This is a genomic window from Aliterella atlantica CENA595, assembly GCF_000952155.1.
GTDB classification, from domain to species: Bacteria; Cyanobacteriota; Cyanobacteriia; order Cyanobacteriales; family Chroococcidiopsidaceae; genus Aliterella; species Aliterella atlantica.
In genome coordinates this window covers 148750-163019 of record NZ_JYON01000006.1, presented here as the reverse complement: position 1 = coordinate 163019, position 14270 = coordinate 148750, and the positions used below count along the sequence as shown (strand labels likewise).

Annotated in this window: 12 protein-coding genes and 1 pseudogene; 5 read left to right on the top strand and 8 right to left on the bottom strand. The window is 40.9% G+C overall.

Annotated features, from left to right (window positions below):
• Positions 1-5 precede the first annotated feature (5 nt).
• Both UH38_RS07905 and UH38_RS07900 read right to left on the bottom strand, forming a co-directional pair.
• Entirely contained in the window at positions 6-533 is a 528-nt protein-coding gene (locus UH38_RS07905; protein ID WP_045054090.1) for a phosphate-starvation-inducible PsiE family protein, read from the bottom strand.
• A 290-nt stretch (positions 534-823) separates the two neighbouring features.
• The gene (locus tag UH38_RS07900; protein WP_045054089.1) at positions 824-2542 is read right to left on the bottom strand and encodes a diflavin flavoprotein; all 1719 of its coding nucleotides are present in this window, start codon (positions 2540-2542) and stop codon (positions 824-826) included.
• 637 nt (positions 2543-3179) lie between these two features.
• Between UH38_RS07900 and UH38_RS07895 the strand changes: the two genes are divergently transcribed.
• Positions 3180-5171, top strand: a complete 1992-nt coding sequence (locus tag UH38_RS07895) for a cytochrome-c peroxidase (protein WP_235355128.1) — start codon at positions 3180-3182, stop codon at positions 5169-5171.
• A 41-nt stretch (positions 5172-5212) separates the two neighbouring features.
• On the top strand, positions 5213-5986 hold the full coding sequence (locus UH38_RS07890; RefSeq protein ID WP_045054088.1) for a pantothenate kinase: 774 nt from the start codon (positions 5213-5215) through the stop codon (positions 5984-5986).
• On the opposite strand, the gene UH38_RS07885 is transcribed toward UH38_RS07890, so the two are convergent.
• Positions 5978-6433 carry an NUDIX hydrolase gene (locus tag UH38_RS07885; protein ID WP_045054087.1) on the bottom strand — a complete coding sequence of 152 codons (456 nt, stop codon included), beginning with the start codon at positions 6431-6433 and terminating at the stop codon, positions 5978-5980. The genes UH38_RS07890 and UH38_RS07885 overlap by 9 nt on opposite strands.
• Positions 6434-6672: 239 nt before the next feature.
• Here UH38_RS07885 and UH38_RS27130 point away from each other — a divergent pair, with 239 nt between their 5' ends.
• The gene (locus UH38_RS27130) at positions 6673-6837 is read left to right on the top strand and encodes a hypothetical protein (RefSeq protein WP_009632648.1); all 165 of its coding nucleotides are present in this window, start codon (positions 6673-6675) and stop codon (positions 6835-6837) included.
• Between the two features lie 259 nt (positions 6838-7096).
• Here the strand turns inward: UH38_RS27130 and argH are convergent, their stop codons facing one another.
• The 3 genes from argH to UH38_RS07870 all read right to left on the bottom strand — a co-directional run bounded on the left by argH (position 7097) and on the right by UH38_RS07870 (position 10194).
• The gene (argH, locus tag UH38_RS07880; RefSeq protein ID WP_045054086.1) at positions 7097-8485 is read right to left on the bottom strand and encodes an argininosuccinate lyase; all 1389 of its coding nucleotides are present in this window, start codon (positions 8483-8485) and stop codon (positions 7097-7099) included.
• A 98-nt stretch (positions 8486-8583) separates the two neighbouring features.
• Positions 8584-8835: a hypothetical protein gene (locus UH38_RS07875; RefSeq protein WP_200892344.1), complete on the bottom strand. Its 252-nt coding sequence runs from the start codon at positions 8833-8835 to the stop codon at positions 8584-8586.
• A 153-nt stretch (positions 8836-8988) separates the two neighbouring features.
• A complete protein-coding gene (locus UH38_RS07870; protein WP_045054085.1) occupies positions 8989-10194 on the bottom strand; it encodes a 4-hydroxy-3-methylbut-2-enyl diphosphate reductase in 1206 nt (401 codons plus the stop codon).
• Positions 10195-10319: 125 nt separating this feature from the next.
• Here UH38_RS07870 and UH38_RS07865 point away from each other — a divergent pair, with 125 nt between their 5' ends.
• Both UH38_RS07865 and UH38_RS27860 read left to right on the top strand, forming a co-directional pair.
• Positions 10320-10901, top strand: coding sequence for a Uma2 family endonuclease (locus tag UH38_RS07865; protein WP_045054084.1), 582 nt, complete (start codon positions 10320-10322; stop codon positions 10899-10901).
• Positions 10902-11174: 273 nt separating this feature from the next.
• Positions 11175-11780, top strand: coding sequence for a serine O-acetyltransferase (locus tag UH38_RS27860; protein ID WP_045054083.1), 606 nt, complete (start codon positions 11175-11177; stop codon positions 11778-11780).
• Positions 11781-11857: 77 nt separating this feature from the next.
• Here UH38_RS27860 and UH38_RS27615 read toward each other — a convergent pair.
• Positions 11858-12262: pseudogene (locus UH38_RS27615) on the bottom strand (LemA family protein).
• Between the two features lie 515 nt (positions 12263-12777).
• A complete protein-coding gene (locus UH38_RS07850; RefSeq protein WP_045054082.1) occupies positions 12778-14190 on the bottom strand; it encodes an ammonium transporter in 1413 nt (470 codons plus the stop codon).
• Between the last annotated feature and the right edge of the window lie 80 nt (positions 14191-14270).

Below are 14270 nucleotides of genomic sequence, written 5' to 3'. Positions count from 1 at the left end.
TTTTATTAATTAAGTGGCTGAGATTCTACGTGCTGGGAATTAGTCAAGTTAGCTACTTGTTGTCTATTTTTAGACAGGCGGCGTTCGGGGTCGATACCACTAAATGTAGGCGGTATCCAAACTCGAACTATTAAAAGTGCGCCCATAACTAGCAAAAATGCACAAGTTGATAAAATCTGACTCCAAGGTGTTTCTAATACGCCTCTAACAATGACTTCTCTTAAGGCGGAAACGATTGATACTTCTACAGCTACCCCAATCGAAACTCGTTGTTCTTGCAGGTAGATAATCAATAGGCGAAACAACTCGACCAAAATCAACAGGAACAATATATCTGAGGTTACAGCTTTAAAGTTTAAAGGCGGCAACAACGAGATAAACATTGCTCGCAATTGGATAACCATGACGCTGAATAGACCGATGCAAAGCGAAACTACAATCAAGTCTTGAATCGTTTCTAAAGCGCGGACAATACGGCTTTTATTGAACCATATATACCAGTTACTTGAGGGGTTATCGTATGAATCTTGCATTTTTAGCTACTCCTACTTGGCTCGGTTTAGTTAACTTTACTTTACTTTACTTAACCTTATAGCTCAAGTAGTTAGTTATTGGAAAAACTAATAACTGTAATATAGCGACCAGGACCTAACAGTGACCAGTAATCAGTAAACAGTGACCAGGTAGAAGAGAAATAGGACAACACTCTTGTCTAAGTGCTGATAACTAATAACTGCTGATGAGATAGTTAATCATTCAGACAATTGACACTGGCTAGTTACTGTTTCTTAACTGGTCACTGGTCACTGGTAACTGGTCACTGTTAATAGTAGTTTGCTACCTTCCGATGGTGAACGGCAGTAAGCGCGTCAGGCTTGGATACGCGACCATTTTGAACTGTGCTGTAAACTATCCAGTGATCGCTAGCTTCCATGCGAGTAGTAACTTCGCATTCAAGGTAAGCTAAAGCATCTGTAAGAATTGGCGAACCATTTTCAGCACTTTGAGTCTTAATCCCAGCAAAACGGTCAGCACCAGGCGGGAAACGCTTGAGGAAGTGTTTCATCAAGTGGAGGTGATTGCCTTCTTCTAAGACGTTGAGGACAAAGCGATCGCCTACTTGCATCAATGATTCAATAGCTCTATCTTTGGCGACAGCAATTGTAAGTCCCAAGGGTTCAAAACTAGCTTGAGTTACCCATGAGGCAAGCATGGCGCTAGTAAGATCGCCTTTTTGGGCTGTAATGATGTAAAGCCCGCTACTAATTCGTCCTAGCGCTTTTTCTAGGTTAGTGTCAATGGCTTTAATTTCTTTGATACTGCGATCGCGTGTCAGCCATTGTCCTAAGTCTGTCCCTGCTTCTTCGCACAGTTTATAGGTGCTTTCGGTGGGGGTTTCTTTGATCCGAATTGCTGTAAAAGCTGCTGTTAAGCCTAGATCGATAAATTTACTTTGCAATGGATCGATGGGTTCGTCATCGCCGCCGCCAGACTCGTACAAACCGATCGCTTGCTTTCCTTTAGCTGCTGCTAAAACGGTACTTAAAACTGTTCTAGCGTTAGTAGCCGAACTTGATGGCATTCCTAAGACAATTGCTGCACTACGGCTGACAAGTTCTTGCACTTCTTGTAAATCCGCCGAGCGCAAATCTACCATTTCTACAGCTACGCCAGTTTTGTTAATCCCGCTAGCTATAGATTGCGACAAGCGATCGCTATACCCGTAATCGGATATATAGAATAAGGCAACAGTCGTTTCAGCCTTGGCTTTAGTTTGACTCCAAACGCGGTAACGTTTGGTTAGTTCTGCTACGTTGTGCTGCAATAATGGACCGTGACCTGTAGCAACGGTGCTAATTGTCCCTAGTTCGTCCATCCGCTTCATCGCTGATAGTACCGAACGAGCGTTAGGAGCCATTAAGCAATCATAATAAAAGCGAAAATCTGCTTCAATTGCGCCTAAATCTTCATCAAAGGTGTATTCGTCGCAGTAATGCAAGCCAAAAGCGTCGCAGGTGTAGAGAATTTGGGTTTTGCTGTCATAACTAAACATAGTATCGGGCCAATGCAAGTTAGGAGCGCTGACAAATTCTAATTCGTGTCCGTTACCTAAATCTAAGCGATCGCCATTTTTCACAATTTGCCGTTTGAACGGCTGATGCACCATGTCGTCGAGAAACTGCAATGCTACTTTTGAGCCTACTACTGTAATTTCAGGATTTCGTTGCAGAATATCTTTGACAAGTCCGCTGTGATCTGGCTCTGTATGGCTGATAACGATGTAATCAATATCTAATGGATCGATAAGTCCGCTCAGAGTATCTAAATACAACTTACGGAACTTTTCATGGGACGTATCGACTAAAGCTGTTTTTTCACCCCGAATGATAAAAGAGTTGTATGTAGTACCATTTTGCAAGCCGAATTCAATGTCAAAGCGATCGCGATCCCAGTCTAAGGAGCGAATCGCTGTCGTATCGGGAGCAATGTCGGCAGTTTGTATGGTTAACCGCTTTTGGTCTCTATCAGTGAGCGCTACCATTTAGTCGTCTCCTTAGCAACTAACTCTATTGTCACATGAGTACCTTGTAAAGTTTTATTGAAAAACCTATGGGTTAGTTAAGAGTTACCAATAGGGGAGACAAGTGATGTACAGACATAGCACTGCTACGTCTAAAAATTGGCGGGAGTGCAAAAACACGAATTTGCCAGTTTAGTTTCGATAAATAGTTCTTGCTGTAATTTATTACAGATAATCGTTCGCGTATTTTTTACTGCTAAATCGGCTTTTGTCTTCTATCTACAGGTAGAAAAATTAATACCTGATTGACTTAATAATGGATAAGGGTAGATACTTTTTATACAAATTTACTCAACTGAGAGCATGATAAAAAACTGAAAACAAACAAAGTTACACAGAAAAGTGATGGTTTAAACAGCCAACGTCACAATTCATCTGTTTAAAATTTAGTCAACCCTAAGCTGGAGTGAGAAGTTTAACGGCTTTTGTCTTTATTATGCTAACAATCAACTTGTTTAAAATAATACAACAAGTTACTCAATTCGTCCCTAACAGCGTAGTTAAATTTACGCAATTTATAAGTGGTCTGTTGAGTAAAATAAACAGAACAATTACCGTAGCTGTGTTGGTTACTGTAGCAATTGTAGCGGGGCATTCAGTGTCAGCACAAATAGCAACTCCCCCACCAGCGTTGCTAACACTTGGTCCGTTGAGTAGCGTACCAGTTCCCGAACCTGATAATCTCAATGAATTCCTAGTTACAGACAAAAAAACTGGACTGGTAAATAAAGCACCAGCGATCGCCCTTGGTAAAGCTTTATTTTGGGATATGCAAGTTGGTAGCGATGGGATTCAATCTTGTGCTAGCTGTCACTTCAATGCTGGTGCAGATAGTAGAGCAAAAAACCAACTTGCTCCAGCTTTATTGCGGGTAAATGCTGATGGAACTCCTAATCCAGACCAAAAGCTTGAACTAGGTGGGTGGAATTACACCCTTAAGCCTGGAGATTACCCATTTCACAAATTAGCAAATCCGAGCGATCGCAATTCTGCTGTTATCTCTGACGTTAACGACATTACTTCATCTCAAGGTGTTGCTAAAAGCACTTTTGAGGATGTTATCCCAGGTCAGGCTGTAGATATAGTAAAACCCGCAGCCGATCCAGTTTTCAATATTAATGGTGTAAACGTGCGCCAAGTAGTTGCACGCAATACGCCCACAGTAATTAATGCTGTATTCAATTTTCGCAATTTTTGGGATGGACGCGCCCAAAACGATTTTAATGGTGTAAACCCGCTTGGATCGAGAGATCCAAATGCATTTGTTTACAAAGCAATCAAATCTAACGACCTGGTACAAACCAAAGTTAGCCTAAAAAATTCCTCTTTAGCTTCCCAAGCAGTAGGTCCGCCGATTAGTTCTTTTGAAGTATCAGCAGACGGTCGCACTTTCCAGGAAGTAGGTGATAAGTTTGGCGATCGCAATAAAAAAGATAAAGCGCTTAAAGGCAAGAAGTTACCCAGAAAACTAGGTAAAAAGCTAAGAGCGCTAAGACCTTTAGGCAAACAGATCGTACATCCTGAAGATAGCGTTTTGGGTAGCTTAAGTAGAGTACCCCAACCAGGGTTGAAGACGAATACCTACGAGAAGATGATCGAAGATGCATTTCAAGAGCAGTGGTGGAAATCTAACCGCATGATTCAAATTGCTGCTGATGGTAGCCGCAGTGTAGTTAAAAAGCCCGATCGCAATTTAGCGACTAACGAATATACATTGATGGAATACAACTTCCCGCTATTTTTTGGTTTAGCGGTGCAGTTGTACGAAGCAACGTTAGTTTCTGGGGATAGTCCTTTTGACCGCTTCCAAGCTGGAAATTACAGCGCTTTGACTGCTCAACAGCAAAAAGGCTTAGAAATCTTTATCGGACAAGATGAAAAAAATGGTGGGGGTAGATGTATTAACTGTCACAGCGGCACAGAATTTACTGATGCTTCAGTAAGTAAAGTGTCGAAAAGCCCTCTAAGAAGACGCGAAGGAAATGTTTTCGATCGCGGGTTTAACAATATTGCTGTCAGACCTACTCTTGACGACATAGGTTTAGGTGATGTCGATCCGTTTGGCAAACCACTTTCTACAGCACGTTTAGCCGTACAAGGAAGCTTTAGCGATCCAACCTTGAACCCACCTTTGAATCCTAATGACATCATTGGCGTAGATGGAGCGTTCAAAACTCCTACACTGCGTAATATAGAACTAACTGCGCCCTACTTCCACAACGGCAGTCAATTAACTTTACGCCAATTAGTTGATTTTTATGCTCGTGGCGGCGACTTCCAGCCGATAGCTGGTAAAGAAGGAAGGATTAGCCCATTGTCTACTCTAATTTTGGGCAAAACTCCCCAAGAGGTAGAACAAGCTAAAGAGGCGTTAGTTGCTTTCATGAAATCTCTGACTGACGATCGCGTTCGCCTACAAAAAGCGCCTTTCGATCACCCGCAATTGTGGGTGACAAACGGACATCCAGGCGCTCCTACAGGTGTGAATGTAGATCCTAATACGGGCAATGCTACAGATGACATGATAGAAATTGTCGCTGTTGGACGTAATGGTGGCTCTCCTATACCTAGTTTCCTCGCTGGTTCCTAACGTACGTTTTAATTGAAATCAGAATATTATTAGGGTGGGCAATGTCCGCCCTTTTTTATGTGCTTGAATCTAATTGGCTAACACTGGCGATTGGTAATTCTCGACTGCATTGGGCTTTGTTTGCAGGCGAATCTTTGCTGAAAAATTGGGATGCTCCCCATCTACTAGCAAGTTGTAGCAATTGGGCAGAATTGTCTGTAAATATTACTAATGGCGATCGCCCGTTACCTTTATTTCTGGCTTCTGTTGTTCCCAGTCAAACTGCACTTTGGCAAACTTATCCCAACTTGCAGATAATAACTTTAGATAAAGTGCCAATTAAGGGAACTTATCCCACATTAGGCATCGATCGCGCTTTGGCATTATGGGGTGCTATAGAAACTTACAGTATACCTGTATTAGTTATTGATGCAGGTACAGCCCTAACTTTTACTGGTGCAAGCAATTTTTCCTTAGTTGGCGGGGCAATTTTACCAGGCTTAAGCTTGCAATTTCAGTCTTTAGGTCAAAAAACTGCTGGCTTATCGATTGAAGAGTTACCCGCCCAATTACCGCCTCGCTTTGCTACTAATACGACCCAAGCAATCCAAAGCGGGATAATTTATACAATAATTGCTAGTCTTTGTGACTATATTCAATCTTGGTTGCAGCAATACCCAAATAGTAAGGTGGTTTTAACTGGAGGCGATCGCACTATCTTATTAAACTATCTCAGCAACTACTCTCCCCAGCTAGCAACTAAAATAATTGTTGATGGTAATTTGATATTTTGGGGAGTGCGATCGTACCGAAAACTATACAGGGCTTCAGGCTAACGTTGTCTGGTTATTAAAATAGTCTTGCAATTGTTGCAAGTGATCGTGAGACATTTCGCCCGGAGGTAATAAGCTACGGGTAAAAGCTTTAATTTCAGCAACTTCTAGCTTATCTTGTACTACCATATTGCCTTGGACATCTGCTTCTACCACAATACAAATTGAGTGCATTCGCGGATCGCGATCGGGCGCGGAATAAACTCCTACCAGACGACGAATTTTTACAACATCAAGTCCTGTCTCTTCTTTCATTTCTCGCTTGACTGCTGTGGCGACATCTTCTCCCCAGTCTACTATCCCTCCAGGTAGCGCCCACAATCCATTATCTCGTCTGCGAATTAAGACGATTTGCCCGTCTGGTAAAATTGGGATAACACTCGTACCAGTTACAGGATGGCGCAAAATCAAACCTAACAGGGTTTGGACAATCTGCCACAATCGGCTCATAGGTTCAATGTTGATAATGAAGTAAGCATTGCTAGTAATTTATTACTAGAGCGATCGCATTTATTCATCCTAACATTTGTACTGGGCAAAGAAAGCAACAGAGTTTGTAAGGATTTATACTGAAATTGATTTACATAAGTTGATTGGCTTGTTTGACTTAGGTGGAACTATCCCATTACAATGATTAATTTGGGCTATCTGTATAGATAGCGAGAACATCGTTTATAAATGAGGTGAACATGGCAAAGCGCCGTAACCCCAAGAAAGAAAAGGCGCTACGGAACCAGGCATACGCCCGAAAGTTTCGTAAACGGACTACTACAGGGCGTTTCCAGAGAAGGTTTAATCAGAGATCGCCCAAGAGCGAAGAAGATGAAGGAGCAGCAACAACTGCTGCTGACTAAATTCTAAAAAAGTGGTAGCAAATAATTTGCTGCCACTTTAACTGTATTTAGGCGATCGCCATTAAAACAGTGACCAGTTTGTCAGTTACCAGTGACCAGGTTTAAAGATGGGGATGTTTTACCCCAACTTCAAACCTAAAACTTTTAGCAGTTAGGGAATTAGGTCCAATATTTAACTGGTCGCTTTTAAAGTTGCGATCGCTCTAAATAACTCTGCAAATCTGCTGTTCTTTGGCACGTAACTCCACATACAACTTCATCAATTCGCTTCAAGCTGAGTACGAGCGATCGCAATTGCTTTTTCTACTTGTGCAAAACCAGTACCGCCGTAGCTGTTGCGGGCTGCAACTACTTGACGCGGTGCGATCGCTTCATATATATCTTCAGCAAATGCTGGGTGTAGTTCTTGCCATTCTTGTATAGTTAAATCTTTAAGCAATTTACCTGCGGCTAGACTTGTTTTCACAACTTTGCCTACCAAATTGTAAGCTTCGCGAAAAGGAACGCCTCTTGCTGCTAGATAATCTGCTACATCTGTTGCATTAGAAAAGTCTTCAGCTACAGCTTCAGCTAGGCGTGTGGTACGAAACTCTAAGCCTTCTTGAAAGAGGATTGCCATTGCTTCTAAGCAAGCTTTGACTGTTTTTACCGTATCAAATAGCGCTTCCTTATCTTCTTGCAAGTCTTTGTTGTATGCCAAAGGTAGCCCCTTCATAAGCATTAATAGCCCTTGCAGATGTCCGCAGACACGCCCTGTTTTTCCTCTAACTAATTCTGGCACGTCGGGGTTTTTCTTTTGGGGCATAATGCTAGAACCAGTAGCACAGCTATCTTTGAGCTTGACAAAGCTAAATTCTTCTGACGACCATAATATGACTTCTTCTGACAAGCGGCTGAGGTGAACCATAATTATGCTAGCAGCACAGGCAAATTCTATGGCAAAATCGCGATCGCTTACTCCATCTAAGCTGTTGGCATATACGCCATCAAATTCTAATAATTCGGCTGTGTAATGCCTGTCAATCGGAAAAGTAGTTCCTGCCAAAGCACCGCTACCGAGGGGAGAGATATTTACCCGTTTATATACGTCCTTCAAGCGGTCCCAGTCGCGCTGGAGCATCTGAAAATACGCCAAGAGGTGATGAGCCAAACTGAGGGGTTGGGCGCGTTGTAGGTGGGTGTATCCAGGGATGAGAGTCTCTACATTTTGTTCGGCAAGCTGAAGCAAAACTTGTTGAAATTGGCGGATATGAGTGCAAATTTGCTGAATTTGGGCGCGTAGGTACAGGCGGATATCTGTACCTACTTGATCGTTACGCGATCGCGCTGTATGTAGTTTTTTGCCTACATCGCCGACAATCTCTGTAAGTCTGCGTTCGACAGCAAAATGTACGTCTTCAGCTTCTACACCTGGTGTAAATTGCCCGCTATTGTACTCTTGACGGATTTGTTCTAAGCCTGCGGTTAATTGCTCTGCTTCTTGTGGGGAGATAATTCCCGTACGCCCAAGCATTCGAGCATGAGCGATTGAACCAGTTAGATCGTATTCAATTAATTCGATATCGAAACCGATACTAGCATTGAAAATTGCGATCGCCGGATGCAGGCTTGACTCAAATCGTTGGCTCCAAGTTTGTTGTTGACTCACTGCAATTAGTACGGCGTGCGCCGCGTCTGTAGGATAAATCAGTGTTCATTGTAGAGGTTTTATTACCCTAAGACTGGTACACCAGATGCAATTTTCGTTTAACCGTAGCTAGTCAGGCTGCGAAATAGATAACCGATAATTATTCCAGTTAACAACGCCCATATTTGTCCTGTCTGCACAAAATGATCGAAGGATCTTTGCACATCGCCAGCTAAGTCTGTATTTTTGACGGTTTGGGCAACAATAGTCCAATTTACAGGTAATTTTAGCAGCAATAGCGACACAGGATCGCCGCCGTGACTAAAACTATTTACAAAAGCGATTATTTGCTGCATGGCGTTCGTAACCATAAATTCAATTTCCACAAAGATATAATCGTTGAGACAACTGTACTGGCAACTGCTGAAAATGCCTGTAAAGTTATATCTGCGGAATTATGGCATTAACTTAAGGTAAGTACCATACAGGAAATTACCTAGATTTTGAGCAACACTAGGCAAAAACTAATTTACCGTAGCCAGGGTTTTTAAAGCAAAAATCTTTTCTACAACATCTGCTACAACTACGTCAGGGGTTGAAGCTCCAGAAGTAACGCCGATTGTAATTGCACCATCAGGTAGCCAATTTTCTGTTACTTGCAAGTTTCCACTTAGTAAGCGATGCTCAATGCCGCGATCGCTTATTCGCGCTGCGCTATCGATATGATAAGAAGGAAGATGCTTATTTTCAGCTATTTCTTGCAAGTGAGTAGTGTTAGAAGAGTTGAAGCCGCCAATTACTACCATCAAATCCAACTTTTGTTCTACTAGCTCAAACATTGCATCTTGACGTTCTTGAGTCGCGTCGCAGATAGTATTAAAGCTTTGGAAATGTTGATTTAGGACGCTAGGACCGTATTTTCTCATCATAGTCCGCTCAAATAGTTTGCCTATTTGCTCGGTTTCGCTCTTGAGCATGGTAGTTTGGTTAGCAATGCCAACTTGCTCTAAATCTTTATCGGGGTTAAATCCAACAGAACAAGCGCGGCTAAATTTTGTCATAAATTCAGTTGCATCGCCGCCATTGAGGATATAGCCCGTGACATATTCGGCTTGCTCTAGATTTAGCACTATTAAATACTTACCTGCGAAGGAACTTGTGGCGATCGTTTCTTCATGCTGGTATTTACCGTGAATAATTGAGGTATATTCGCCTTTTTTGTGTTTTTCTACAGTATTCCAAACTTTAGACACCCAAGGGCAAGTAGTATCAACAATTTTGCACCCTTTATCGTTGAGTAGCTGCATTTCTTCAACGCTAGCACCGAAAGCAGGGAGAATTACTACATCGCCAGAATTGACAACAGAGAAATCTTTTGCACCTGCTGTAACTTCGATAAATCCTACGTTCATTTCCCGCAAGCGCTGGTTTACAGATGGGTTGTGGATAATTTCATTGGTAATCCAAATTTTCTCAGTGGGGAAATGCTGACGGGTTTCATAAGCCATTGCGACAGCACGTTCTACTCCCCAACAAAAACCAAACGCCTCAGCTAGACGAATGGTAACATCACCGCGTTTTAGGGTATAGTTATTGTCTCGAATTTGCTGAACTAGATTGCTTTGATACTCGTCCTGCATCATCGTAGCAACTTCTGCTTCTTTGCCAAAGCCTTTACGGTGATAGTTTTCTGAATGTTGGAGAGATCGCTTAAAAGCTTTAGTATCCATGCAGCCTCGTATCCTCTAGTTCGTCTTAGCCTATTGTCAAATGCTTTACATAGATTTTAGGCTAATTCAGCATCGGTGTAAAAATACATTTATCAGGTTAGCTTGCTATTGAAGGTATCTAAATTATGAGCATTGCTAATGTTAAACTTTTTAGCATAGATGATTATCATCGCCTAGCACAACTAGGTTTTTTTGGTGAAGAGGAGCGAGTTGAGCTAATTCGCGGACAATTTATTGAGATGGTAGCAAAAGAGACAGCGCACGAAGTCTGTATTAGTAAATTAAATAAAGAGCTAACTTTATTATTAGGAAGTAAAGCTACTACTAGAGTACATTCGCCGATAATTTTGCCACCAGATAGCGAACCTGAACCAGATTTTACACTGGCTGTTAATAAAGCTGATAATTATTTGAGCAGTCATCCTATTGCAGTAGATATATTGCTGGTTATCGAGGTTGCTGATTCTTCCTTAAAATACGATCGCGAAATCAAATTGCCTTTATATGCTGAATACGGCATAGTTCATTACTGGATATTTAACTTACTAGATAACAGCTTAGAGACTTACGCCGAACCGTATCAAAAAACTCAAGGCGATTGTAATTATCGCCTGCAGCGAATTTTATCAGCAAATGAAGCGATCGCTTTGCCTAGCTTCCCCGATTTATCTTTAGACTTATCTAAAATTTTTTCTGGTATAAATTAGTTTTAATTCAAACTGTTTCTACTGAGGTTATGCATTTTTTTAGATTTATGAGTTGAATCCAAATTGATAACTCAAATCTATGCTCGCTCAATAGTCTAAGCGCTAGAACTCGCATTCACTCTGTCTGGGAAAAATAGATTTAAGCACTAACATAAGCTAAGTGTCGACGAAGGATATAGTAGCTGTTATATTAGTGATTGACTATATTGCCATATTAGTTATTTTTATTAAAGATTCAGCTTGGAATCTAAAACATATCCAATAATTAAATTTATGAGAAACGCTTTAAAGAAAACTTTGCAGCTAATAACGCTCCCTTTACTTCTACCTTTTCTTGTCAGCAACCAAAGGTCAGTCATTTTTAGCGATGTAAGACGATGGTCAAATATATATAATTTAACTAATCAAAACGATTTGAATAATTTATTGTACTTGCTATTACAAAAAGAATTTAGAAGTCTTTATTACTATCGTATTCATCAAGGAAATTTGTTTGGTGTAATTATAGCAACTCCCTTGAGTTTTATCTTTAAAAAAGAAGAAAATCTGTATATTTGGTGTAAGAATATTGGCTCAGGTTTATTTATTCAGCACGGTTTTAGTACCGTAATCTCCGCAAAGTCTGTTGGCGATAACTGTTGGATTAATCAACAAGTTACAGTTGGACATAATGGAGTAGGAAATAGTCCAACTATTGGAAATAATGTTGCGATCAGAGCAGGAGCAAAAGTTATTGGAGATATAAAAATTGGTGATAATGTAATAATAGGCGCAAATGCAGTTGTAGTAAAAGATATTCCTCCCAATTGTGTTGTAGTTGGCGTTCCGGCGTACATTATTAAAAGAGATGGGATTAAAGTGTATGAAAAACTTACTTAATTATCGATAATGAATAATAAATGTTTGCTTAATTTATCAATTAAATATGCTTACAAACTTAATATGTTTCTTGCTTATTAAGTATTTTCAGAAAGCTGTTTCAACCGATAATTGAGCAAAGAGACGATGAAATTGGTAGGAGATATCTCGACAGCATTGTTATAATCTGCAACCGAAGAATTATAAAATCTTCTTGCTGCTGATAATTGTTCTTCAATTTCATTTAGAGACGCTTGCAAGCGGTTAAAATTATTATTAGCTTTTAATTCTTATGACTCTATGGCAACCAAGATATTGCCTATCGCTCTAGATATTTGATGTTCTATTTCAACCCTATCGCTACCAGAATTATGACTTGATACAGCTTGCGATCGCAAGTTAGCAATATCAGTTAATGTTTTTTGCTCGAAATCAGCATATTGTTTGACTACAGCAACCAAGTTAGGAATTAAATTGCATCGCTTTTTCAAGAGAACATCAATGCTAGCAAAAGAATTATCGACTTAATTTTTCTCGCCAATAAGATTCTTATAGAGAAACATAAAGCTATCAGGAATAGATATCAAAAAACTGATAGCAATTAATAATGATGAAAATATATAGTAGTTAAAATTGTTGCTATTTTTATAGTTAAAAAAGCAAGTAAAACCTAGTGCTACACAAACATTTGGTATAAAAAAGTAAATTGCCTGAATAGTTTTATTCAGGCAATGGCTAATTTGCTTTCCAATACAGATGCTACTGCACGTTAACTTAAGCGAAAACAGTAAATACTCGTAGATAGTTTTATGTAGCTAGAATGAAGTCCGTGAAAATATGGAAGCTAAACAGAGACTAATAGCCCAATTAAGGATGAAAAGCTTAAAAGCGGCAGTCCCTATTAAATAGCTCTTGAAAATGCCGCTTTAAGTTTTATTTAATTTTAGATTGAGAAAACTGTAGAATTTCGGTATCTCTTGCTGAAACTTGTCTTTCACTCAGATAAAACTTGAGCAAATCACTCGTATTCGCGCTTGAGACTTAACCCACCAGCAAACTCTTCGCCATAACCTTCTTCGCCGTGTTCGTTGATATCCATGCCTTGGAACTCTTCTTCTGCTGTGAGCCGCAAGCCGACTGTCGCATCCAGCAGCTTGAGAATAACAAAAGTACCAACCCCAGCAATAATATAGGCAATGACGATGGCGATTATTTGGGTAACAAGCTGACCTGGATTACCGCGTAATAAGCCATCTTTTCCTGCTGAGTTGACTTCAACAGTAGCAAAAATTCCCGTCAAGATTGCCCCTACCGTACCGCCAACACCGTGTACGGGGAAAGTATCTAACGAATCATCAATTTGTATTTTGTGCTTAAAGCTAATGGCATAGAAGCAGCAAACAGCAGTAATACTACCAATCAAAATAGCTGCTAAAGGAGGAACAAAACCTGCTGCTGGCGTAATGCCTACCAAACCTGCAACTGCACCTGTAGCTGCACCTACAGCCGTTGGTTTGCCGCGTAGAACCTTTTCTAGAATTAGCCAAGTTAAAGCCGCCGCCGCCGCCGCCGTATTGGTAGCAACAAAGGCAACTGTAGCTAAACCACCAGAAGCTAAAGCGCTACCAGCATTAAATCCAAACCAACCAAACCACAACAAACCAGCGCCTAGCAAAATAAACGGTACATTGTGCGGAGCAGTTAGTTGCGAGGGAAAAGATTTGCGAGGACCAATTACTATTGCTGCAACTAAAGCTGAAACCCCAGAGCTAATGTGTACCACCGTACCGCCAGCAAAATCAAGTGCGCCAATACCGCCATACAAGCCTAATAATCCACCTTTAGCCCAGACCATGTGCGCCAAAGGGCAATAAATGACAGTTGACCAAATGAGGACAAACAATGCATAAGCGCGGAAGCTAACCCGCTCGACAATTGCACCGGAAATTAGTGCCGGAGTAATGATAGCAAACATGGCTTGATAAATCATGAATGCTTGGTGGGGAATTGTTGGTGCGTAAGACACTACCTCAGTAGGTGCAGAACCTTGTAAATAACCAGTCGTTTCTAATCCCACATTATTCAAACCCAACCACTCTAAGCCACCAATAAATGGCAACCCAGGAGCAAAAGACAAACTGTATCCCCACAGCACCCAAGTTACGCCGACGATTCCCATTAGGAGGAAGCTCATCATGAGAGTATTGAGGATATTGCGTTCGCGGACAAAGCCGCCATAGAAAAATGCTAGTCCTGGTGTCATCAACAATACCAAAGCTGAGGACATGAGTATAAAGCCAGTATCAGCAGCCGTTTGAGCGTTGGTAACTGCTGCTTGGGCATCAAAAGGAGCAGCCGATGCTTGAGCAGCAAATGGACCAACAAACAGAAATATGGCGATCGCACCGACAATTAGTATTTTCTTTATCACTTATTTCGACCTTTTACATCTATCTTTTGAATGCAGTGAGTCTCATTGCATCAATATCTCATATAGCAATTCCGTATCAT